The organism is Bradyrhizobium mercantei (assembly GCF_001982635.1).
GTDB lineage: Bacteria > Pseudomonadota > Alphaproteobacteria > Rhizobiales > Xanthobacteraceae > Bradyrhizobium > Bradyrhizobium mercantei.
Genome location: NZ_MKFI01000001.1, coordinates 1,001,777 through 1,024,298 on the forward strand (window position 1 = coordinate 1,001,777; position 22,522 = coordinate 1,024,298).

24 protein-coding genes are annotated in these 22,522 nt (G+C 66.4%); 5 read left to right on the forward strand and 19 right to left on the reverse strand.

The window, feature by feature from the left end; translation table 11 throughout:
* Positions 1-5: 5 nt before the first annotated feature.
* From BI327_RS04890 to BI327_RS04910, 5 genes are all read right to left on the reverse strand, one after another.
* On the reverse strand, positions 6-701 hold the full coding sequence (locus BI327_RS04890; protein WP_076858606.1) for a DUF899 family protein: 696 nt from the start codon (positions 699-701) through the stop codon (positions 6-8).
* A 78-nt stretch (positions 702-779) separates the two neighbouring features.
* Positions 780-2,282, reverse strand: coding sequence for a glycosyltransferase family 39 protein (locus tag BI327_RS04895; protein ID WP_076858607.1), 1,503 nt, complete (start codon positions 2,280-2,282; stop codon positions 780-782).
* Positions 2,283-2,289: 7 nt separating this feature from the next.
* Entirely contained in the window at positions 2,290-3,423 is a 1,134-nt protein-coding gene (locus tag BI327_RS04900) for a glycosyltransferase (RefSeq protein WP_076858608.1), read from the reverse strand.
* Positions 3,424-3,668: 245 nt separating this feature from the next.
* The gene (locus BI327_RS04905; protein WP_076858609.1) at positions 3,669-3,875 is read right to left on the reverse strand and encodes a hypothetical protein; all 207 of its coding nucleotides are present in this window, start codon (positions 3,873-3,875) and stop codon (positions 3,669-3,671) included.
* 67 nt (positions 3,876-3,942) lie between these two features.
* The gene (locus BI327_RS04910) at positions 3,943-4,314 is read right to left on the reverse strand and encodes a hypothetical protein (protein ID WP_076858610.1); all 372 of its coding nucleotides are present in this window, start codon (positions 4,312-4,314) and stop codon (positions 3,943-3,945) included.
* 141 nt (positions 4,315-4,455) lie between these two features.
* Between BI327_RS04910 and BI327_RS04915 the strand changes: the two genes are divergently transcribed.
* Together BI327_RS04915 and BI327_RS04920 are read left to right on the forward strand one after the other, a co-directional pair.
* The gene (locus BI327_RS04915; RefSeq protein ID WP_089025370.1) at positions 4,456-5,304 is read left to right on the forward strand and encodes a DUF72 domain-containing protein; all 849 of its coding nucleotides are present in this window, start codon (positions 4,456-4,458) and stop codon (positions 5,302-5,304) included.
* A 9-nt stretch (positions 5,305-5,313) separates the two neighbouring features.
* A complete protein-coding gene (locus tag BI327_RS04920; RefSeq protein ID WP_076858612.1) occupies positions 5,314-5,775 on the forward strand; it encodes a DUF488 domain-containing protein in 462 nt (153 codons plus the stop codon).
* Positions 5,776-5,783: 8 nt separating this feature from the next.
* Here the strand turns inward: BI327_RS04920 and BI327_RS04925 are convergent, their stop codons facing one another.
* The 9 genes from BI327_RS04925 to BI327_RS04965 all read right to left on the reverse strand — a co-directional run bounded on the left by BI327_RS04925 (position 5,784) and on the right by BI327_RS04965 (position 14,850).
* Positions 5,784-6,701, reverse strand: a complete 918-nt coding sequence (locus BI327_RS04925) for a PhzF family phenazine biosynthesis protein (protein ID WP_076858613.1) — start codon at positions 6,699-6,701, stop codon at positions 5,784-5,786.
* 111 nt (positions 6,702-6,812) lie between these two features.
* Positions 6,813-7,712 (reverse strand): amidohydrolase family protein, encoded by a 900-nt coding sequence (locus tag BI327_RS04930; protein WP_076858614.1) that lies wholly within the window; start codon positions 7,710-7,712, stop codon positions 6,813-6,815.
* A gap of 15 nt (positions 7,713-7,727) precedes the next feature.
* Complete coding sequence (locus tag BI327_RS04935) at positions 7,728-8,972, reverse strand: MFS transporter (protein ID WP_076859215.1); 1,245 nt, start codon at positions 8,970-8,972, stop codon at positions 7,728-7,730.
* A gap of 46 nt (positions 8,973-9,018) precedes the next feature.
* Positions 9,019-9,747, reverse strand: a complete 729-nt coding sequence (locus BI327_RS04940) for a GntR family transcriptional regulator (protein WP_076858615.1) — start codon at positions 9,745-9,747, stop codon at positions 9,019-9,021.
* A 73-nt stretch (positions 9,748-9,820) separates the two neighbouring features.
* Positions 9,821-11,134, reverse strand: coding sequence for an adenylate/guanylate cyclase domain-containing protein (locus BI327_RS04945; RefSeq protein ID WP_076858616.1), 1,314 nt, complete (start codon positions 11,132-11,134; stop codon positions 9,821-9,823).
* A gap of 70 nt (positions 11,135-11,204) precedes the next feature.
* The gene (locus BI327_RS04950; RefSeq protein WP_076859217.1) at positions 11,205-12,368 is read right to left on the reverse strand and encodes an ABC transporter permease; all 1,164 of its coding nucleotides are present in this window, start codon (positions 12,366-12,368) and stop codon (positions 11,205-11,207) included.
* Between the two features lie 18 nt (positions 12,369-12,386).
* Positions 12,387-13,346, reverse strand: coding sequence for an ABC transporter ATP-binding protein (locus tag BI327_RS04955; protein WP_076858617.1), 960 nt, complete (start codon positions 13,344-13,346; stop codon positions 12,387-12,389).
* Positions 13,343-14,128 (reverse strand): HlyD family secretion protein, encoded by a 786-nt coding sequence (locus tag BI327_RS04960; RefSeq protein ID WP_083741924.1) that lies wholly within the window; start codon positions 14,126-14,128, stop codon positions 13,343-13,345. Before BI327_RS04960 ends, BI327_RS04955 begins: the two co-directional genes overlap by 4 nt.
* On the reverse strand, positions 14,125-14,850 hold the full coding sequence (locus tag BI327_RS04965; RefSeq protein ID WP_076858618.1) for a TetR/AcrR family transcriptional regulator: 726 nt from the start codon (positions 14,848-14,850) through the stop codon (positions 14,125-14,127). The genes BI327_RS04960 and BI327_RS04965 overlap by 4 nt, the downstream gene beginning before the upstream one ends.
* 372 nt (positions 14,851-15,222) lie before the next feature.
* Between BI327_RS04965 and BI327_RS04970 the strand changes: the two genes are divergently transcribed.
* Positions 15,223-16,011, forward strand: coding sequence for a bestrophin-like domain (locus tag BI327_RS04970; protein WP_076858619.1), 789 nt, complete (start codon positions 15,223-15,225; stop codon positions 16,009-16,011).
* A gap of 76 nt (positions 16,012-16,087) precedes the next feature.
* Here the strand turns inward: BI327_RS04970 and BI327_RS04975 are convergent, their stop codons facing one another.
* Both BI327_RS04975 and BI327_RS04980 read right to left on the reverse strand, forming a co-directional pair.
* Positions 16,088-16,498: a DUF2000 family protein gene (locus BI327_RS04975; RefSeq protein WP_076858620.1), complete on the reverse strand. Its 411-nt coding sequence runs from the start codon at positions 16,496-16,498 to the stop codon at positions 16,088-16,090.
* A gap of 86 nt (positions 16,499-16,584) precedes the next feature.
* Entirely contained in the window at positions 16,585-17,322 is a 738-nt protein-coding gene (locus BI327_RS04980) for a Crp/Fnr family transcriptional regulator (protein ID WP_083741926.1), read from the reverse strand.
* Positions 17,323-17,414: 92 nt separating this feature from the next.
* Between BI327_RS04980 and BI327_RS04985 the strand changes: the two genes are divergently transcribed.
* Both BI327_RS04985 and BI327_RS04990 read left to right on the forward strand, forming a co-directional pair.
* Positions 17,415-18,845 (forward strand): serine hydrolase domain-containing protein, encoded by a 1,431-nt coding sequence (locus BI327_RS04985; protein WP_076858621.1) that lies wholly within the window; start codon positions 17,415-17,417, stop codon positions 18,843-18,845.
* A gap of 101 nt (positions 18,846-18,946) precedes the next feature.
* Entirely contained in the window at positions 18,947-19,561 is a 615-nt protein-coding gene (locus BI327_RS04990; RefSeq protein ID WP_083741927.1) for a tetratricopeptide repeat protein, read from the forward strand.
* 111 nt (positions 19,562-19,672) lie between these two features.
* Here BI327_RS04990 and BI327_RS04995 read toward each other — a convergent pair whose 3' ends face one another.
* From BI327_RS04995 to BI327_RS05005, 3 genes are all read right to left on the reverse strand, one after another.
* On the reverse strand, positions 19,673-20,029 hold the full coding sequence (locus BI327_RS04995; protein ID WP_076859224.1) for a DUF4189 domain-containing protein: 357 nt from the start codon (positions 20,027-20,029) through the stop codon (positions 19,673-19,675).
* Positions 20,030-20,219: 190 nt separating this feature from the next.
* A complete protein-coding gene (locus BI327_RS05000) occupies positions 20,220-21,824 on the reverse strand; it encodes an NTP transferase domain-containing protein (RefSeq protein WP_076858623.1) in 1,605 nt (534 codons plus the stop codon).
* Positions 21,821-22,522, reverse strand: a complete 702-nt coding sequence (locus tag BI327_RS05005; protein WP_076858624.1) for an XdhC family protein — start codon at positions 22,520-22,522, stop codon at positions 21,821-21,823. The genes BI327_RS05000 and BI327_RS05005 overlap by 4 nt, the downstream gene beginning before the upstream one ends.

Consider the following 22,522-nt stretch of genomic DNA (forward strand, 5'->3'; position numbering starts at 1 on the left):
TCTCCTCAATAGCTCAGCTTCGGATACCAGTCCGTGCCGCGGCCCTCGCGCGTGGTGTCGAGCAAGGTCCACAGCGGATCCATGTCCGGCGCGCCGCGCGGGTCCTGGCCGGGATCCATCGTGCCTCCGCCCATTTCGCCTCCCCAGAAATGCCGGATCGTGCCGTTGTGGCGGGTGAAGACATTGTAGCCGGGCAAGTCGGCGTCATCCTTGTTGACGTAGTCGCGCGTGTAGTCGCCCGACGGATCCGAGTAGATCCTGTGACGGGTCCAGCCGCGCGCTTTTTTCGCCTCGATCAATCGTGCGATCGGCGAGCGCGCCGTGAACACGAACGACACGCGCTGCTCGATATCGGGCAGCTTCTCTTCCCATGTGCTCATGAATGACGTGCACATCGGGCACGGCTTCTCGCGCTGCGGGCCGAACATGTAGCTGTAGACGATCAGCGTCTGCTTGTTGCCGAAGAGATCGGCGAGCGACGCCGCGCCGGACTCGCCGGTAAACTGATAGGCCTTGGTCACCTCGCCGCCCGGCGGCAAGGCGCGGCGCAGCTCGGCGACGCGCTCGATATGGCGGCGCAGCTCGATCTCCTCGACGAGCAGCGCCTGGCGCGCCCGGCGATATTCGGCGCTCTCGTTGGGAACGCGCCTGAGATTGGTCGCGGCGAGCTCGGCGGCGGGCTTGAGGACGGAACTGGTCATGGTTGGAACCTCGCGTGGTTGACGGGCTCCCTGGAAGACGAGCCGGACGGGGACGGTCCGACATCCAACGGCTGCGATTTACTGGAGTTCCGGCGGCGGCGAACGGTCGAAGACCTCGCCCTTTGCACCTTCCAGCAGCTCGAGCACGTAGGTCTCGACGATCAACGGCCCGCGCATGCGCCTGGCCTCGGCCACCGTTTCGACATGGGCGAAATTGTCGCGCACCGAGGCCGGCATCGCCTGATCGACCTCATGCACATACAACAGCTTGCCGGACAGCTGCGCCGGACTCGGCTCTGACATGTTGACCCAGCGAATGCGCTGGCCCTGCTGGGCGACGCAGGTGCCCTTGGGCAGATAGAAGGCCAGCCAGCCGGTGGTGCCGTAATCCGGCGCCAGCACGCAAGCGGCGCCGCTGCGCACACGCGCCGCCTCGATCTCGCCGGCGAGCTCCGGCCAGCCGACCCCGACGCTGCGCACGGTGGCGTCGCGGCGGTAGCCCGAGAGCATGCCGGTGTTGGCCTGCACGATCAGCAGCGCGAACAGCACGACGCCGGTGGGCGCCGCCCAGCGGCGGCAGAAATCGATCGTGCGCTGCTCGCGCGGCGCCCACTGCACCTGGATCGCGGCGACCGCGGCCGCCACCGCAAAGGCGGGATAGACCGGCGCGAACCAGTTGGCCTCGACCCGCGCATGCAGCGCGTGCCAGGTGAAGTAGACCACGATGGTCCAGAACATCGTATTGATCAGCACGCGCGCGGCCATCGCGCCGTCGCGGCGCCGGGAGAGCGCGTAGAGCCCCATGACGCCGAGGATGAAGACCAGCGGCGTTGCGAACGCAAACTGCGTCGGGATCAGCTCGGCGATGTAGGTCGGGCGGAAATCCTCGATCCGGGCGCGGCCCATCTGCTTGATGAAGGACACCCATTGGTGATCGGCGTTCCAGAGGATGACCGGCGCGAACAGGCCGGCCGCAACCAGGCCGCCGAGATAGAGCCAGGGCGAGAGATACCAGCGCCGCAGCTTCGGCACCGCCGCGAGCCAGATCAGGATCGCCGGACCAAAGAACAGCGCGGTGTATTTCGACAGCAGCGCCGCGCCGGCGCTGGCGCCGACCGCGAGCCACCAGGCGCCGCGGCCGCTCTCCAGCACCTTGGCGAGCGCGTACAGCAGCAGGCTCGCCGCAACCAGTAGCGGCGAATCCGGCGTCACGATCAGCGTGCCGACGGCGGCCATCAGCGTGACATTGAGCAGGATCGCGGCACTTGCCGCGACGCGCGGGCCGCCGAACAGGATCTCGGCAGTCCGGTAGACCGCCCAGCTCATCGGCAGCGCAAGCAGGATCGACACCAGCCGCACGCCGAACGGCGTGTCGCCTGCGATCATGGTGCCGAGCCGGATCACGATTGCCACCATCGGCGGATGGTCGTAATAGCCGCCCGCGAGCGACTTCGACCACATCCAATAATAGGCTTCGTCGAAGGTCAGCGGCGTCCATGCGGCGGCGGCCAGCCGCAGCACCACGAGCGCGCACACCGCAAGGGCGGTGTTCCGCGCCAGCCGCGCCTCGTTCGGGTTCATGCCACCGTCATCGCTTGCGCCAGACGAACAGCCCGGACATCGCGTAGTTCCACACCACGCCCATCAGCGCGCCGGCGGCGCCCGCAAGCCACCAGATCGGCTCCTGGTCGTAGACCGAAAACGCGACGCCGACATTGGCGAGCAGGCCGACGCTGCAGACCAGATAGAACAGCAGCAGGCCGCGCAGAATGCCAAAACCCTTCAGGCGCTGGTCGCGATAGGTCAGGAAATTGTTGAGGATGAAGTTGCTGGTCATGGCGACGATCGCGCCGGAGGCCTGGGCCTCCGGGAATGGCGCCTTGAACAGCTCCAGCGCGATGAACAGCACCATGAGATGCACCAGCAGGCCGAGCCCGCCGACGGCCGCGAACAGGATGAAGCGCAGCGAGATCAGATCATTGGTCAGCTTCGCGAGCACCAGGCCGAGGAAGTCGAGCGCGACCATCGAGTCGAGCTTGCTCTCGCCGTGCTGGCGGGCCCCGAACGTGTAGGGAATTTCAACCGCGCGCAGCTTGCCGTCCGCCGTCGCCACCACGTCGAGCAGGATCTTGAAGCCCTGCGTCGACAGCTGCGGCGCGAGCTGCTCGAAACGATCGCGGCGGATCATGAAGAAGCCGCTCATGGGGTCGGCGATCTCGACCTTCAGCGCGCGGCGCGCGATCTCGGTCGCGAACGCGCTGGCGCCGGCGCGCTGCTTGTTGAAGCCGTCGGCCTTGTAGCCCTCGATGTAGCGGCTGCCGACCACGAGCTCGGCCTCGCCGCTCTGCAACAGCGCCAGCATCTTCGGGAGCTGGCTCTCGTCGTGCTGCAGGTCCGCATCCATCACGGCGGCATAGGGCGCGCTCGATGCCAGGATGCCCTCGATGCAGGCGCCGGACAGGCCGCGCCGGCCGATCCGGCGGATACAGCGGACGCGGGAATCCTTCCGCGCCAGCGCGCGCACCACGTCCCAGGTTCCGTCGGGCGAATTGTCGTCGACGAAGATGATTTCCCAGGACACGTCCTTCAGGATCGCGTCGAGCCGGCGGTAGAGCACCGTGACGTTGTCGCGTTCGTTGAAGGTCGGGACAACCACCGAGAGCTGCGGCAAGTTTGCTGCCTGCAATGCGGCTTCGGGGCCTGGCTTGATGGCTTCGTTCATGAGCGCCAGCGTATAGCCGCAGCCTCCCCCGCTGCCAAGGCGGGCCGGCCGAAACGCTCTCTCGGGAAGCGGGAAAACGGGGCAAAAACACCCCTCAAAATGCCAACGACCACGAACAAGGGCGCGCGTACATCCGGCGCAGCCAAATTGTCGTGGTCGTCCCAGCGCCGGAGCCCTGAAGCTGCAACGTCGCCGTTAGAGACCAGATAGGAACCCCTCAGGCGGTCCGCAAGGGGCAGATGGCGCTAGTTGTTCGGGACTTCCCGGATCACCGGGCCGCGGGGCACCGGGGCCGCCGGCGCGGCCTCGGCGGGAGCCGCCTGCGGCTGCGCCGCGGCAGGCTGGGTCGGATTGCGGAGCTGGCTCGGCGACGGCCCATAGATGAACGCCGCCGCCAGCGCGATGGCTGCGACCAGTGCGCCCAAAAAACCTGCCGTCGATCGTGAATTCATCCCGATGATCCCCTCGCCTGCGCGGATTGATATCAAAAATCGGCCGGCCGCAACAGGATTCGGGAACCTATTTCGCCGCGGCCTTGCGCCGGGTGAAGGCGGTCACGATGTCCTTCTGCGCCAGCTCGATCGCGCGGTTGGCGGTCGTCAGATTGGCGTCGGCATCCTGTTTCGGAAATTGCAGCGACAGGAAGTCGATCAGCGACACCCGGAAGTTCTGCCGCTCCGAGGGACAGACATTGGCGATCAGCGAGATGAACTCCTGATCGGACATCGCCTTGTTGCTGTCGCGGGGATATTCGCGGGCGAGACAATTCCAGTAGGCATCGCGGCCGGTGATCGCGAGCTTGTGCGCGTCGTCGACCTCGTCGGCCATTGCAGCGAACGATATGGCGGCGGAGGACGTGATCAAGAGGGCGGCCGCAACCAGCATGCGCATTGTTGTTCTCCCGTTTTTCGGCATCCTAGCCAACACCGGCAACCACGATAAGCACCGCCGCGCAAATCTGGCAAACTGGCCAATCACGATTATTTTGACTACTCTCGCTTCCTGTTCCCTCCCCTCACGATGAGTGCAGTCGTGGCCAAAGCTCCCCCCAAGGCGACCAAGACCGACGCAAAAACAACCAAGACGGACGCAGGCAACATCTATATCGGCATCGGCGGCTGGACCTTCGAGCCGTGGCGCGGGGTGTTCTATCCGGACAAGCTCGCGCAATCGAAAGAGCTGTCCTACGCCGCCTCCAAGCTGACCTCGATCGAGATCAACGGCACCTATTACGGATCGCAGAAGCCGGAGAGCTTCCGCAAATGGGCAGCCGAAGTGCCCGACGGCTTCATCTTCTCGCTGAAGGGTCCGCGCTTCGCCACCAACCGCCGCGTGCTCGCCGAGGCCGGCGATTCGGTGAAGCGGTTCTATGATTCGGGTGTGCTGGAGCTGCGTGACCGGCTCGGCCCGGTGCTCTGGCAGTTCGCGCCGACCAAGAAGTTCGACGGCGCCGATTTCGGCAAGTTCCTCGAGCTGCTGCCGCGCAAGCTCGATGGCCGTGTGCTGCGCCATGTCGTCGAGGTGCGCCATGACAGCTTTTGCGTACCCGAATTCATCACCCTCATTCGCGAGCACGAAGTGCCGGTGGTGTTCGCCGAGCACGGCAAGTATCCGGCGATCGCCGACGTCGCGAGCGACTTCGTCTATGCCCGGCTGCAAAAGGGCAATGACGAATTGAAGACCTGCTATCCGCCGAAGCAGCTCGACGCCTGGGCCAGGCGCTTGCAGGACTGGGCCGGCGGCGGCGAGCCGGACGACCTGCCGAAGGTCGACAAGACTGCGCCGAAAAAGGCCCCGCGCGACGTGTTCGCCTACGTGATCCACGAGGGCAAGATCCGCGCGCCCGCGGGCGCGATGGAATTGATCGAACGGGTGAAGTAGGGACAACCGATGGCGAGGGCGAAAAAGCTGTTCACCATCGGCTACGAGCAGACGCCGTCGAAGGCGGTGCTCGACGAACTCCAGCATGCCGGCGTCAAGCTCCTGGTCGACGTCCGCGCGGTGGCCTCCTCGCGCCGCCCGGGCTTCTCCAAGAGCCAGCTCGCCGCGGGCCTCGACGAGCGCGGCATCGGCTACGTCCACCTCCGCGGCCTGGGCACGCCGAAGAGCGGACGGGAGGCGGCGCGCAGCGGGCAATATGCGCTGCTGCACAAGATCTATTCGGCGCACTTGAAGACGGCGCAGGCCAAGGAGGAGCTCGACGAGCTGTCGGCACTGGTCACGAAATCCGGCCCGGTCTGCATCCTCTGCTACGAGCGCGACCACGAGCACTGCCACCGCCGCTGGATCGCCGAGATCATCGAGGAGCGCGACGGAGTCAGGATCGAGAACCTCGCCGCGCCGCAGGTCTAGCTTCGGACCTAGCCGCCTTCGCCCGGCACGCTGATCGTGCCTTCCATCATCTTCACGCAACCGCCGCCGACACGCACCGATGTGATGGCGCCGGCCTGCTTCTGCACCCGCGTCAGCAACAGGCTCGGCCGGCCCATGTCGACGCCCTGCCCGATCCGCAGCCGCAACTCGCCGTCGCGCGCGGGATCGATGTCGGCAAGGAGCGCCGCGCAAGCCGCAGTCGCGCTGCCGGTGGCAGGGTCCTCGGACAGCCCGCTCGCGCCGGGATGGAACATGCGTGCCTGCAGGTCGAGCGGTTGCTCGCTCGCCGGCACGTCGCGGGTGTAGAAATAGACGACGTCGCGGCCGATCTCGGCCAGCGCCTTCGCGAACGCCGCAGCATCGGGCCGCGCCCGCTTCAGCGCCTCGCGCGAGGCGATCTCCACCACCAGGAACGGCAGGCCGACCGAGACGACCTGCGGCACATGCCGATCGGTCTTCACGTCATCGGCCGACAGCGACAGGCACGCGGCGGCAACGGCCGCGCTCACCTCATTGGTCCGCTGCAACGCCTGCGGCGCGGTCAGCTCGGCGCCAATCACCCTGCCGCCATCGGACAGGATCGCGACCGGCACGAGGCCGGCCTTCTCCTCGAACCGCAGCTGCTCCGGCGGCTTCGCCGCAAGGCTCGCCAGCACGAAAGCGGTACCGACATTGGGATGACCGGCGAACGGGATTTCCGAGCGCACCGTGAAGATGCGAACGTTGGCATCGTTGGCCTTGTCCTGCGGCGGCAGCACGAAGGTCGTCTCGGAATAGTTGAACTCGGTCGCGATCGCCTGCATCTCTTCGGTCGACAATCCCTGGGCGTCGAGCACCACGCCGAGCGGGTTGCCGCCGAAGGCGCGGTCGGTGAAAACGTCGACGGTGATATAGCGCCGCTGCATTGTGCTTGTCCTTGTGCTCCGGTCACCCGCGACCGATGACGCATCGTAGCACAGCCGCAACGACGCCCTTCAGAACACTCGGTACAATCGCACGCGAGCCAGACACGTGAGCTAGAATCGAAACAGCGCGCGCGGCGACGCAAGCACGCGCGCGCGCTCATCGGCGTCGGTGACGAGCTCGTCGAGGAATTTGCGGTTCTTCGCGTAATTCTGCGTCGTCTCGAACTGCGTGTGCGGCCAGTCGCTGCCCCACAGCAGCCGGTCGACGCCGTAGGCATTGCGCAGCAGCGGATAGGCCTGCTTCGCGAATGCCTCGCCGTTGGGACCGTTGCGATAGGGTGCCGAAATCTTGACCCAGACATTTCGCGTCGCGCCGAGCTTGAGCACCGACTGGAATCCGGGATCGTCGATGCCGAGCTTCGGATCGGGCAAGGCGAAATGATCGAGCACGACCTTGACGCCCTGGTCGAGCAGCGTTGGCGCGAGCCTCGCAAGGTCCGTCGCGTTGCGCTGGATCTCGACCTGCCAGTCGAGCGTCCTGATCTGCGCCAGCAGCGCCGTCCACTCGCCCGAGGCCAGATCGGGCAGCTTCTGCCCGACCAGATTGAGCCGGATGCCGGCCACGCCGGCGCGATCGAGCTCACGAAGCTCCTCGGCTCCGACCGTGGGATCAACCACCGCGATGCCGCGCAGGCGGCCGCCCGCCGCCTTCAGGCATTCGACCAGATAGGAATTGTCGGTGCCGAGAAAGCTCGGCTGCACCAGCACGCCGTTGGTGATGCCGTTCTGGTCGAGCTGTTGCAGATAGAGCGCGAGCGGCGCGTCGTAGTCCGGCGCGTAGCGGCGGCCCGGCGCGAGCTTCAGCCCGCGATGGAAGACATGGGCGTGGGTATCGATCACGAGCTTCGGCACCTCAGCCCTCACTTTGCCCGTCAATCCGCCGGCCGACAGCGCGGCCGCCACTCCCGCGGCGAACTGGCGCCGCGTCAATCCGTGTTCGTACGATGTCATGATTATTCCTCGTCATCACGCGCGCGTGGCGGCGGCCTGCTCGAAAACCTTGCCGCGGGTTTCCGGCAGCATCAGCACCGCGAGCAGCACCAGCGAATAGGCGAACGCGGCGTCGATCCCGATCGCCGCCCCGAGGCCGATGTGATCGCTGAGATAGCCGACCAGGAAGGGAAACGCCGCGGAGACGATGCGGCCGAAATTGTAGCAGAAGCCGACGCCGGTGCCGCGCACGCCGGCCGGATACAGCTCGCTGAACAGCGCCGCCATGCTGGCGGGAATGCCGGCCGAGAAGAAGCCGAGCGGGAAGCCGAGCACCAGCATCTGCGAGTTGGACAGCGGCGCGAAGATGTAGACCAGCACCGTGACGACGCAGGCGGCGGCGAACAGCGTCACGTTGGCGCGCCGCCCGATCCGGTCGCTGATGATGCCCGAAGCCACGCAACCGCAGAAGAAGGCTATGATGATCACGGCGAGATAGGCGCTGGAGCCGAGCACCGAGAGATGCCGCACCTCGCGCAGATAGGTCGGCAGGAACGTCGTCAGCGCCGCATAGCCGCCATGGGCGCCGATGCCGAACAGGCCGCCGATCAAGGTCGAGCGCAGCACGTCGCGGTGGAAGATGCCGGCGAGCGTTACGAAGAACGGCGGTTCGGCTGCGCGCGACGCGGCCCGCGGTGGCTCCTTCAGGCCGCGGCGGATGTAGAGGATCAACAGCGCCGGGATCAGCCCGACCGCGAACAGCATGCGCCAGGCGATGTCGGCCGGCGCATAGGTAAACACCAAGGCCGAGAGCAGCACCGCGGCGCCCCAGCCGACCGCCCAGGCGCTCTGCACGGCGCCGAGCGCCTTGCCGCGATGCTCGGCGCGAATGATCTCGGCCATCAGCACCGCGCCGCAGGCCCATTCGGCGCCGAAGCCTATGCCTTGAATGGCCTTCAGCACCAGGAGCTGGCTGTAGTTCATCGCAAACGCACAGGCGAAGGTCGCGAGCGCAAAGGTCGCCACCGTGATCTGCAACGCCTTCACCCGCCCGAAGCGATCGCCGAGCGCGCCGCCGAGCCAGCCGCCGAACGCCCCGAAGAACAGCGTGACCGAGCCGAGCAGACCGGCGTCGGCCTTGCTGATCCCGAACGCGGTGATCAGCGCCGGTATAGCCAGGCTGAACATCTGGACGTCGAGCGCATCTAACCCCCAGCCGCCGAAGCTTGCCCAGAAGGTGCGCCGTTCGAGCGGCGAGCATTCGCTGTACCAGTTCACCATCATTCCTCCCTGAAATGTCTTGTGTTGTTTTATTTGCTTGCCGCGGTCATCTGATCTCGGCGTGGTAGCGGAAGCGATCCGCCGGCCCGCGCGAGCGGCGCCATTCGATCGGCCGCCGCTCCAGATCGAAGGCAAGGCGCTCGATCACGATCAGCGGCGCGTTGGCCTTGAGCCGCAGCAGCCGCGATTGCATCTCGGTCGCGATCTCGACGGTGAGGATTTCATCGGCCGAGACCACGACCTGGCCGCAGCGGTCCTCGTAGAGCGGATACAGCAAGTCGCCGAACTCGGCGATGTCGAGCGCAAGGATCGCCTCGAAGCGCGATCTCTCGAGCCAGATCTCCTCGGCGAGCAGCGGCACCTCGTCGATCAGCCGCAGCCGCGACAGGCTGATGACGGGCTCGCCGACGGCGATGCGCAACGCCGAGGCCACCGCTGACGGCGCCGGCATCGCCTTGCGCCGCAGGATGCGGCTTCGCGGCACGCGGCGCTCGCCGCTCTCGGACTGGAAGCGGAAGAAGCGGAACAGCGAGGAATTGAAGCGCGCACGCCGCACGAAGGTGCCGCGGCCCTGCTGGCGCTCCAGCACGCCGTCGCTGACGAGCTGATCGATCGCCTTGCGCACGGTGCCGATCGCGACGCCGTAATGCGCGCCGAGCTCGGCCTCCGAGGGGATCAGGTCCCCGGGACGCCATTCATTGCGGTTGATGCGCGCGGCGAGGTCGTCGCGGAGACGCTGGTAGCGCGGCAGGCGGTCGTCGAGGGGTGAATTCATATAGTCATCTATATGAGTATATGACAGCGCGTCAATCGCTACTTTTATACCTCCAATCACAGATTGCTGCCGCCTACCCCAATTGCCAGACCGGCACCGGGTGCTCGTAACCCCGCACCGGGATCTCGCCGCGCGAGACGGCGTCCGTACAGTCGTCGCCGAGCGCATCGCGGACGGCCGACGAAATCAGGAATTGCGAGCCAAGGTCCTTGTTGAGCGCCTCGAGCCGTGCGGCAAAGTTCACGGTGTCGCCGATCACCGTGTATTCCTTGCGCCGCGGCGAGCCGATATTGCCGGCGACGACCTCGCCGATATGGATGCCGATGCCGATGCGCAGCGGCCAGCTCGACGCCGCGTTGGCGCGCTCATTGGCCGCCAGCATCTCGCGTGCGGCGGCGACCGCCTGATGCGCAGCGTCGCCGGTCTCGAACGGCGCGCCGAACAGCGCGAGAAAGCCGTCACCCAAGAACTTGTTCACGATGCCGCCATGACGGTCGAGAATTTCGACCAGTACGGCGAAGGCACCGTCGAGCCTGTCCACCACTTCCTGCGGCGAGCGGGTGCGCGCGCCGGCGGTGAAGCTGCGGAAGTCGACGAACATCACGGCGACGCGGCGGATGTCGCTGCCGGTGCCGGCGCCCTCCACCATCAGGCGCTCGACCACCTGCGGCGAGACGTGCTGGCCGAACAGGTTGGTGATGCGGTCGCGTGCGGTAGCGGCCATGATGCTGGCGCCGAACTGCCGCCGCAGCTGCATGCCGACGGTGCCGGCGAGCACGCCGGAAACCAGGATCACGACGCTGCGCGCGCAGTGATAGAAGAAATCCGGCTCGGGATCGAGCGTCCCGTCGGGACGATAATACATCGCCATCCAGAACAGCTCCGAGGCGGCGACAAAGCCAGTGAAGGTCGACAGCCAGAAATCCAGCCGCAGGGTCGAGGCGATGATGAAGATGAAATAGACCAGCGGCGCGACCCAGCCGAGCGCCGCGACCGGGCCCATGTTGTCGATATGCAAGGCGAGCGCGACGGTCGGCATCGACGTCTCGATCAGGGCGCCGACATAGCGCCTGACAATCGGCAGGTCGCGGCCCTGCTTCTGGTGCCTGGTGATCGCGCCATGCACCCACAATTCGAACAGGATGAACGGCACGATGACGGAGTAGATATAGGACGGCTTGAAATTGCCGTGCCACAACCGGGCCAGCGCCTCGGGAGCCGTGAAGTAGATCGTCGAGGTGACCAGCGAGAAGCCGAGCGCGATGCCGATCAGCACCTTGATGCGGAGCAGCTCGGTGGTCATCACCTCCTGCATCAGGGCGTGATGGAAATCGGCGGATACGGTGCTGTGGCGCGCCGCGTTGTCTTTACCCCAGAGCTCAGCCATTTTTCCTCGCCCGTCGTTCCGGGGCGATGCGAAGCATCGAACCCGGAATCTCGACAGCGCTTATTCTGCCTCAATCGAGCGTGCGGCGGAAGCGCGTCACGGCGACGGTCATGGCGAACAGCATCAGGGCGGCCAGCGCGATGGTGTCGTATTGCAGGTTCTGCATCGCCGCGCCCTTCAGCATGATGGCGCGGACGATGCGCACGAAATGGGTCAGCGGCAGTCCCTCGCCGATATATTGCGCCCAGACCGGCATGCCCGCGAACGGAAACATGAAGCCGGACAGCAGGATGCTCGGCAGGAAGAACATCATCGAGAGCTGCATCGCCTGGAGCTGGTTCTGCACGATGGTCGAAAAGGTGTAGCCGATCGACAGGTTGGTGGTGATGAACAGCGTGGTGAGCAGCGCCAGCAGCGTGAGGCTGCCGAGGATCGGCACGCCGAACAGCAGCACGCCGATGCCGATGATCAGCGCGGCCTGGATGAAGCCGACCAGCACATAGGGGACGATCTTGCCGAACATCACCTCGACCGGCTTGATCGGCATCGACAGCAGGCTCTCCATGGTGCCGCGCTCGATCTCGCGCGTCACCGACAGCGCGGTGAAGATCAGCATGGTCATGGTCAGGATGGTCCCGACCAGGCCGGGCACGATGTTGAGGCGCGATTCCGCCGCCGGATTGTAGCGGGCATGGGTGCGGATCTCGAACGGCATGTCCGGGGGATCGCCGATGTGCAGGTCATGCGCCAGCGCGGTCTGCACCAGCGGCCCGAGCGCACCGAGCGCCGAGCCCGCCGCCGTCGGATCGGTCGCATCGGCCGCCACCAGCAGCGCGGGCTTGTCGCCGCGCCGCACCGCGCGCTCGAAGCCGCGCGGGATCTCGACGCCGAACAGCACCTTGCCGGATTGCAGGAGCTCGTCGAACTCGGCGACGGTGTGAACCTCACGGGTGAAATGGAAATAGGCGGTGTTCTCCATCGCCTTCAGGATCGAACGCCCGAGATCGGTGTCCTCCTGGGTCAGCACCGCGGTCGGCAGGTTGCGCGGCGTGGTGTTGATGGCGAAGCCGAACAGCGTGAGCTGCAACACCGGCAGCATGATGATCATGGCAAACGAGACGCGGTCGCGGCGAAGCTGGATGAACTCCTTGACCAGCATCGCGTAGCTGCGCCGCCAGAAGCCGAACGCCGGCTCCCTCGCCTCGCCATTCCGGATCGTGTCCGTCGCGCTCATGGCCATAATCCCTGACAATTATCCTTGGAAGTTGTCCTTGGAGCGCCCCATCAGGTCGATGAAGACGTCTTCGAGCGAAGGTTCGCTCGGCTGCCAGTGCCACTTCGAATTGTCGCGATAAGGCGCAATCGCAGCCTCGAGCGCCGCCTTGTCGCGGCCGGAGACGTGCAGGCTGGTGCCGAACGGCGCCACCATGTCGACGCCGGGCTTGTCCGTGAGCTCGGCCATCAGGCCGTTGAAATCCTCGCCCGTCACGGTCCAGGTCGACAGCGCGGAGGCCGCGATCACCTCGTCCACGGTGCCGTGGGCCAACAGATGGCCGTAGGCGATATAAGCGATCTCGTGACAGCGCTCGGCCTCGTCCATGTAGTGGGTCGAGACCAGCACGGTGAGGCCTTCGGCGGCGAGCGCGTGGATCTCGTTCCAGAAGTCGCGCCGCGCCTTGGGATCGACGCCGGCGGTCGGCTCGTCGAGCAGCAGCAATTGCGGATTGGGCAGCGTGCAGGCACCGAGCGCGAGCCGCTGCTTCCAGCCGCCGGACAATTCGCCGGCGAGTTGCTCCTCGCGACCCTTCAGCCCGATCCGCGCGATCATGTCGGCCGCCGCGCCGCGCGCGTCCGGCATGCCGTAGAGCCGCGCAACGAACTCCAGATTCTCGCGCACCGAGAGATCCTGGTAGAGGCTGAAGCGCTGCGTCATGTAGCCGACCTTGCGCTTGATCTTGTCGGCATCGCGCCGGATGTCGTAGCCGAGGCAGGTGCCCTCGCCGCTGTCCGGCGTCAGCAGCCCGCACAGGATGCGGATGGTGGTGGTCTTGCCGCTGCCGTTCGGTCCGAGGAAGCCATAGATCGAGCCGCGCTTGACCTGCATCGACAGGTCATGGACCACCTCGCGTCCGCCAAACGACTTGGTCAGGCCCTTCACATCGATCGCGATGGACGATGCGTTGGACTGCGCACTGGTGGGTCCGCCGTTCATCTGCGGTCCGCCACGGGCGTCTTCGGATTGAGGTAGATGCTGATCGGCTGGCCGACGCGCAGCACGTCGGGCCGGCTCGGCCGCGCCTGGATCAGATAGACCAGCTTGTTGCGCTCATCGAGGCTGTAGATGACCGGCGGCGTGTACTCCGCCGTGGTGGCGATGAAATAGATCTTCGCGGTGAGATCGGCCGCGCAATTGTCGCACGTCACCCTCACCTCGTCGCCGAGCGCGAGCTTCGGCAGCTCGGTCTCCGGCACGAAGAAGCGCAGCTTCATGTTGCCGGGCGGCATGATCGACAGCACCGGCCGCTGCGCCTGCACCATCTCGCCCTCGCGGAAATAGATCTGCTGGATCGAGCCCGCGATCGGCGCAAACCCCTTGCGGCGGTCGAGCCGGGTCTGCGAGGTGTTGACGCGCGCCTCCGCGACGCGCAGCGCCGAGACGGCGGAATCCAGATTGGCCTGGGTGCCGGCCCCGGTGCCGCGCAGCGAGGCCGCGCGGTCATAGCTCTGCTGGGCGTTGGCGAGCGTCGCGTTGTTCTGGTTGAGATCGGCGCGCTGCAGATCGTCGTCGACCGAATAGAGCAGATCGCCGGGCTTGACCTCGTCGCCCTCGCGCACGTTGAGCTTGATGACGCGGCCGGATTCATCGGGGCTGACGAAGATCATGTCGGCCTCGACCCAGCCCTGGAAGCCGGGATCGCGCTTCTCCTGGCAACCGGCCAGCGCCGTCGTCAGCGCGACGGCCGTTATCAGCTTCATCATGCGCGACGCGGTCATGTCTGCCTCCGTTCGCCAAAGATCAGATCGAGATGAATCCTGAACATCGCGAGCCCATCGAGCGGCGCATGGCGGGCAAACAGGCTCTGCCAGATCACTGCGACGATCGCCGGCGCAACGACGAGCTGCGGGAATTCCCCGAGCTCGCGGTGCTTGATCTCGCCGCGTGTGATCGCGAGCTGGACCAGCGCCTTCATGCCGGCCAGGCCCTTCGACACCACCTCGCGAAAATAGAAATCGGCGATCGCCGGAAAGCGCGGCCCTTCCGAGACGATCAAACGGATGATGTCGCCGCGCCGGGTCGACACCACCTCGTGGATGAAGGTCTCGGCAAAGCCCTCCACCGCGTCGCGCACCGGACCGGTGATCGGCGGCAGCGCCGTCATGCGGCTGATCAGCGGCACCAGCGCGGTGCGGATCAGCTCCTCGAACATCGATTCCTTGTCCTTGAAGTAGAGATAGAGCGTGCCCTTGGCGACGCCCGCCCGCTTGGCGACGTCGTCGAGCCGCGTCGCGGCAAAACCGCGCGCGATGAACTCGTCCATCGCCGCATCGATGATCGCCGCGCGCCGCTCGGCGGATTTTTCGGCGCGGTTCGCCGGCGGCCTCGGCTCTGCGACCGGCGGCGAGACCAGCTTCGGAACCTTGGCCGCGGCAGTGCGGACCGTGGTCCGGCGGCGGGCGGACGGAGTGCGGGTCGATGTTTTCGCGCGTTTTGTCATGCTCGTATTATGACTGACTGGTCAGTCATTGTCAATGTGGTATGAGGTAACCTGCGGCAGCGCGAAACGTTCCTGTTTTTAGGTGGGCGTACGGCCCGGATCTCGCGGCGCGTTCCGCCCGAGGTTTGGTCCCGTTTCGCCCGCTCCCGATCAGACGGCACAGGGAAAGCCGAGTGCCGATCGCACCCCATGTCAGCCCCAAGGGTCCCACGCAATCAAACCGCGGAAGGCAGGGCCACAGGCACAACCGGAAACAACCCGGCTTTCCCTGCGCGACGGGTTACGGCTTACTTGGTGCTCTCCCAGAAGGGAGGCGCCGCGATCAGGCGCTGTAGTGGGAGTTGATTCAGGCGATCGGCTGAGGAGACGCCAATGAGCGACTGGCTACACAACCTTTCAGTGCCGTGGATGGCCTTCACTGTCTTCGGCTTCACCTATTTTCTCACCTTGCTGGTTTTCCTGGCCGTTGCGGCCCTGTCGACCAAGACGCGGGTGGCGTCATTCAAATCGATCTCTGCCGGCTTGCTACCGGTGCTCGGCGTCATTTTCGGCCTGTTCGTTGCCTTCACCGCGGCTCAGGTCTGGAGCGACAGCGAGCATGCAGCAACGGCGGTTAGCCGCGAAGCCAGTGCGCTGCGAACGGTCATCCTTCTTGCCGGCGGCCTGCCACCGGAACAGGAGGCGCGCTTGCGCAGCCTCGTTCACGATCACATCGAGGAAGCAGTTGCCGTGGAATGGCCAATGATGGCGCGCCAGAAGGCTTCGCTCAAGGCGGCACCTGCTGCCCTCACCGAGGCGCTGCGGCTGGTCATTTCGATGCCTGTGCAGAACCCGGGCCAGCAGACGGCGCAGCGCGAGATCATCACGGCGCTGGATACGGCGCTCGACGCGCGACGGCAACGCGTCATCCTCAGCCAGTCGGAAGTCAACGCAATCAAGTGGTGGTGCCTCTACATTCAGGCGGTCTGCGAGTTGCTGGCGATTGCTCTCATTCACTGCGACAATCGGCTGGGATCCGCCATCGCCATGGGACTGTTCGCGACCGGCGTCGCGACATCGGCTCTGCTGATCGCCGCGCACGATCGGCCGTTCACGGGTCAGATATCGATTGCGCCGACGCCGTTGCTGCAAATCATGCCGGACAAGGCGGCGAGCCGGTAGCGATGGACGCACCGGCGGAAGGGTTCCCTCCCCCTGAGGGAGCCTGACCGTCGTGCTCACCTCACGTGCGCGCCCGCTACGTGTGAAACTTCAGCCCGTCGAGGATCTTGTCGACCAACTTGCGCTCGGCGCGAATGGCGAGGCCGACCAGGTTGAGCTCCGGGCGCGCGACCGCCCTCACCGCCTCGCGGTTGGCGGCATCATGCGTGGTCCTGAACATGTCCTCGGTGTAAAGCGCAGGTTTCACGTCGCGCGCCAGCGCACGCTCCAGCGCGCGTGACAACTGCGCACGATCAGCGCCGTAGATCAGGATCGGCTGGCCGATCAGGGAGAGATATTGGGTCCCCGACCCGTCCTCGTAGCTTTCGCCGATGCATTCGGGATAGGAAGCGGCGATGCCGCCGGCCAGAAACGACGCCACGTTGAGCTTCTGCCAGACTTCCAGGTCGGTGCGGATCACGACCGCGATCTTGGTGTCGAACTGCATGCGATGAATCTATCCGCGGGTGAGCGGCAAACGCCAGCCCTGACGGCGCATCCCTCATCTGCCCGTCGGACGCCGGCGTTCGTTTCTTACACCGCCCCACGGGCCGCTTCGGTGAGGCGGCCGAGATCGAGGATGCGCACGGCGCCACGCTGGCATTGAATGACCTGCTCCTGCTCGAGATGCCGCAGCAGCTCGTTGACGGTCTGACGGCTGAGCGAGAGCAGCATGCCGAGCCGCTCCTGCGAGACGCGCACGCTGCCCGCCGGCGCCGCTTTGCGCTGGCCATAGCCTTCCAGCAGGTTGATCAGGCAGCGTGCCAGCCTCACGCGCGGCGGCTCCAGCGCCATGTCCTCGAGCAGCGTGAGCGCGAGGCGAAGCTTGTGCACCAGCATTCGCCCCATCTGCTGCCATCGGCGAGGATCATCGGCGAGGAGTTTCGTCAGATGGCGCAGCGGCAGATGCAGCACGGTCGAGGCGATGTCGGCGAGCGCGTCGTGGGTGCGCGGGCCGCCGTCGAACAGCGCGATCTCACCGAACCATTGCGGCGCTTCGGCCAGCGCGGCGATCGATCCCCTGCCCGACGGCGCGCTGCCGCTGAAGCAGATCGCGCCCGACAGCACGCAATAGATGCCGTCGCTGGGATCGCCGCGGTGAAACACGGCGCCGCCGGCCGGCACCGTCATGACGCGCGACCATGCAACGATCGCCTGCTGGAACGCGGGGTCGAGCGCGGCAAACCATTCGCTGCTCTCGAGCACGGCGCGTTGGGCCGACGTGATCGCAGCCGATCGGCCGGCCTCGCTCGTCGCTGCTTTCGCCTGCATCACATCCCCGTGCACTGTGTCGGCCTGCCGACAGACGGCCGGCACATGATGCGGCTATGCCACGGCCCACGCAACATCAGTGGGTGCCGTGAATGATCTCGCTGCGACGGAACTGGAAGCTCGCTTCGGCTGTGGCCTGCCTTGGATCGGCCGCCGCGTTCATCGGCCGCGACGGACTGGCGCGCGCCGCCGGCGTTCCCGTGCATTTTGCCAGTCACCAGCTGTGCTCGGCGACCTTCGTGGCGGGTCTCGATCCGACCCAGTTCTTCGACGAGGCGATCAAGCCCAAGCTCGGCCCGCTCGGCGGCCTGCTGCGCTATACGGTCGACCGCCAGCACCAGGAGGTGCGGACCAGCCTCGCCGGCCTGATCGAGAGCCGTGCCGTGCATGACGGCCCGTTCGGATGCCGCGTGCTGCATCCCGGGCGCGAGGCGCGCTTCTTCCGCGGCGAGGCCGACGACCTGCCGCCGGCGACCGCGGCGCTGCCGCCGCTCTCAGGTCCCGATGTCGTGGCGCCGGTGAACGCAGCACTGGCTGATGCGCTGGACCACGCGTTCGCCGAACCGGACACCGGACCGCGCCGCTTCACCAAGGCCGTCGTGGTCCTGCATCACGGCCGCATCGTCGGCGAGCGTTACGCGCCTGGTGTGACGCCGGCAACGCCGTTGATCGGCTGGTCGATGACCAAATCGGTGACCAACGCCCTGCTCGGAATTCTGGTGCGGAGCGGCAAGCTCGACATCAACGCGCCGGCGCCGATTACCGAATGGTCGAAGCCGGACGACCCGCGACGCCCGATCACGCCGGACCAGCTGTTGCGCATGACGAGCGGCCTCAGCGGCGGAGATTCCGCGCATACATCGGGATTTTCGACCATCTTCGATCCCGACACCCAGATGGAATACGACATGGCCGACCAATCGGCTTTCGCGGCAAGCCTCGGATTGCGCGCAAAGCCGGGCGATGAGTGGCGCTACACCAATTGCAATTTCGTGCTGCTGTCGCGGATCATCCGAAACCTGGCCGGCGGTGATGCCAATGCCGCACGACGCTTCATCGCACGCGAATTGTTCGAGCCGCTCGGCTTCCAGCATGCCACGCTGGAGTACGACAGCGCCGGCGCTCCACTCGGCACGATCCATCTCTGGGCCAGCGCCCGCGACTGGGCGCGCTTCGGCCTGTTCTACCTGCGGGACGGCGTCACCGAGAGCGGGCGTCGCCTGCTGCCCGAGGGCTGGGTCGATTATTCGGCGACGCTGACGCCGCCAAGCGCCGAGGAATACGGCTACGGCGCGGGCTTCTGGACCCAACGCGGCGGCTCGCCCGCCGGCCGCGGCCGCATCGCCGGAGGCTTTCCACCCGACAGCTTCATGGCTGCCGGCAGCCAGGGCCAGTACACGATCGTGATGCCGTCACTGGATCTCGTGATCGTCAGGATCGGCTGGTCCTATACGCCGAACGACGACCGCGTCGCGACCGAGCGGCTGGTCCGGGAGACGATCGCGGCGCTGCCATCGCGGTAGCCCGCGGCCGGCGGGCCCTGAACCTGGCGTTCCGCGCGCGCGACAAAGGCCTGGGCATGCAGCATTCGCGATGTCCGGGTCGTGCCATTCGGTGAGCATCGATGAAGAGATGTCGCGCGCTGCCTGTGTCCGCCGGGACAATCTGCACGATCCTCGCTTTGGCGTCGCCTGCGATCTCGGCGGGCGCCGAGACGGCACTGAATGCGGGATGCACCGGAAAACCTGACGTCGCGTGGGACGCGCAGATCGCAGGATGCACCGAGGCCATCGCGTCGGGCAAGTTTGCCGGCAAGGATCTCGCAAGGGCCCTCATCTATCGCGGCCAGGCCTACGCCCAGACCGGCGATCTCGACCGCAGCCTCGCCGATATCGAGCAGGTGATCCGGCTCGACCCGGACGATGCCTTTGCGGTCGGCGCGCGCGGCGACATCCATCTGGTCAAGAAGGAGTACGACAGCGCGTTGGCCGATTACAGCAAGGCCGTCACGCTCGCGCCCGACTTCGATCTCGCCTTGATCGGGCGTGGCATCGTGTATCTCGCGACCGGCAAATACGACAGCGCGGTCGCCGAATTCGATCACGCGCTCCGGCTGCAACCAGCCTCCGCCGCGGCGCTTTACTGGCGCGGCATCGCCAAGCGCCAGCAGGGTGACGTCGCCGCCGGCGAGGCCGACATTGCTGCGGCGAAGAAGCTCAATCCGAATGTCGATCGCTGATCCGGGGCCGCTTTAGCGGTAGCCCGCATGCGCGTAGCGAAATGCGGGATTCGAACGAAGCCCCGGATATCGCTGCGCTCATCCGGGCTACTAGCTGATGCGGTGCCTCCCCTACCCCTTGGCGTCGCAGGCCCAGGCGCGGATCACGCATTCCTTGCCGCCATAGTCGTAGCATTTCTTGGTCGCGGCGTTGAGCGAGCTCGAGATCTTCGGCGCGACCGCATAACCATGCGCGCCGCAGGGGTTCTTCAGGTCGATCGAGAGCGCGGCGCAGGCGCGCTTCATGGTGACGGTGGTGCAGTCGCCCTTGCACTGCTTCAGCGCGGCGGCACGTGCCGCGGCTTCCGCCGGATAGTCGTAGGCCTGGCCATACGCCCCGCACTTGCCGACCGCGAACGCGCCGGCTGCGCGGGCCTTGGGGACGAAGTTTTCCACGGAGAAACGCGTGGCACCGAGCAGCAATGTCAGGACAAGTATCGTCAGCGCGCGGCGCTGCGCGGCGGCGGTCGAAATGATCAAGCGGAAATCCCCCAAAGTCCGGCGCGGACTGTACGCGGGGGTCGTTTCCAGATGGTGAATGACGGGTTGAGACGAGTTCTATCCACTCGTCGTCCCGGCCTAGTGCGCAATTGCGCACTAGGCCGGGACGACAGTGGGGCTAGCCGCGCCGCGCGGCTTCCAGCGCCTGCGGCGTGTCGATGTCGAGGAAGGCGCTGTTGCCTTCGACCGGGACTTCGGCGACCACCTCGGCATGCTTGGCAATCAGATGACGCGCGCCGATGTCGCCGTCGAGCGTCATCAATTCCCTGAAGAAGCGCCGCGACCACAACACCGGATTGCCGCGGCGGCCTTCGCTGACGGGGACCGCGATCAGATGGCCGCGGTCGGGGGCGAAGGTCTCGATCAGGCGGTCGATCAGCTGTGCATCGATCAGCGGCATATCGCCGAGGCAGACGATCGCGCCATCGGCGCTGTCGGAGACCGCGGAGATTCCCGCCTTCACCGAGCTGGCGATCCCGCCGGCGAAATCCGGATTGCGCACATATTTCACCTTGAGCCCGGCCAGCGCCTGCTCGACCAGGTCGCCCTGATGCCCGGTGACGACGATCACCTCCGAGGCCTTCGAGGCCAGCGCCTGCTCGGCGACGATGCGCGCGAGCTTCTTGCCGTCGAGCTCGGCGAGCAGCTTGTTCGGGCCGCCCATCCGGGTCGAGCGGCCCGCGGCGAGCACAATCGCCGCGACGTTGCGGTTGCCTTCGGTATCCGGGACGGTGCGCGGCTGCGGCCGCGTCACGATCTCCATCAACAGACCGCCGACGCCCATGCCGGTCAGATCCGACCGCGTCACCTTGATGCCGGCGAGCAACCGCATCAGCACCCAGTCGAAGCCGTTCTCGACCGGCGAGCGCGCGCAGCCCGGCGCACCCAGCACCGGCACGCCACCGGCGCTGCCGATCAGCAGCAGATTGCCGGGATCGACCGGCATGCCGAAATGCTCGATGGCGCCGCCGATCTCGGTGATCGCGGCCGGGATCACGTCGCGGCGGTCGGCAATCGCCGACGCGCCGAACACGATGACGAGCTCAGCGCCGAGGCCGAGCAAATCCTTGATCGAGGCCGCGAGCACCGTCTCGTCATGCGGCACGCGGCGCTCGGCGATGATGGTGGCGCCGGCCGGCGCCAGCCGCTCGGCGGTGACGCGCAGCGTCTTGTCGATCACCTTCGGCGCGAGACCGGGCAGCAAGGTCGAGACCACGCCGACCTTCTTGATCACATAGGGCGCGATCCGCAGCGTATCCTTGCCGGCGACCGCGACGGCGGCGTCGCGCAAGCGTCCCTCGACCCCGAACGGGATCAGCTTGACGGTCGCGATCATCTCGCCTTCGACCACCGGCTTGTAGGCCGCCAGCGTGGCGAAGGTGATGGCCTCGTCGACGCCGTTGATGCGATCGACCGCGGCGCGATCGACCACCAGCACGCCGGGACGCGCCGCGAACAGATTGGCGCGGCCGGTGAAGGCGCGCTCGACATTGACGCCCTCGCCCGCCACCGCCTGCGCGATGCTGGCGGCAGCTGTGTCCTCGGACACGTCGCCGTCCTCCAGCCGCACCACGACGACGTCCTTGACGCCGGCCTTGGTCAGCGCCTCGACCTCTTCAGGGCCGATCTTGGTGCCCTTCTTGAGCACCAGCGCGCCCTGGCGGAGCGTATGCACGGTGACGCCGCCAATCGCGTCGGCCGGACTGGCGGGACCGAACTTCATGCCGCTTCTTCTTTTTCTTTGGGAGGCAAACGCAGCTGCGCGGTGATCTCGGCCATGATCGCAACCGCGATCTCCGACGGCGACACCGCGCCGATGTCCAAACCGATCGGCGCGTGGATGCGCGCGATATCGCTGTCCTTGGCGCCCTGCGCGCGCAGCCGCTCGGCGCGCTTGGCGTGGGTCTTCCGCGAACCGAGCGCGCCGACATAGAAGCACTCGCGGTCGAAGGCGTGCAGCAGCGCCGGATCGTCGATCTTCGGATCATGGGTCACCGCGACGAACGCGGTGTAGTGATCGACCTTGAGCGGCGGCAGCGCGACGTCGGGCCATTCGGCGACCAGCGGCACGTCGGGGAAACGCTCGGGGCTTGCAAACGCCGTGCGCGGATCGACCACCGTCACGTCATAGTCGAGCGAGCGCGCCAGCGGCGCCAGGGCCTGGCTGATATGCACCGCGCCGATGATCACGAGCTTTGCGGTCGGTGCGTAGACGTTGAGAAACAGTTTCCTTCCGCCGACCTCGACATTTCCGCTCTTGCCCATCCGCAGCTGCTTGGCAAGTTCGGCGCGTAGCGGATCGGCCGCGATGTCGGCGGCCTTGACCAGGCGCTGATCGCCGTTGGCGGTGTCGGTGACGATGATGACCGGGCGGCGCGCGGCGCGCTCGGCATTCAGCTCTTTGAGGATTTCGAGCTTCAC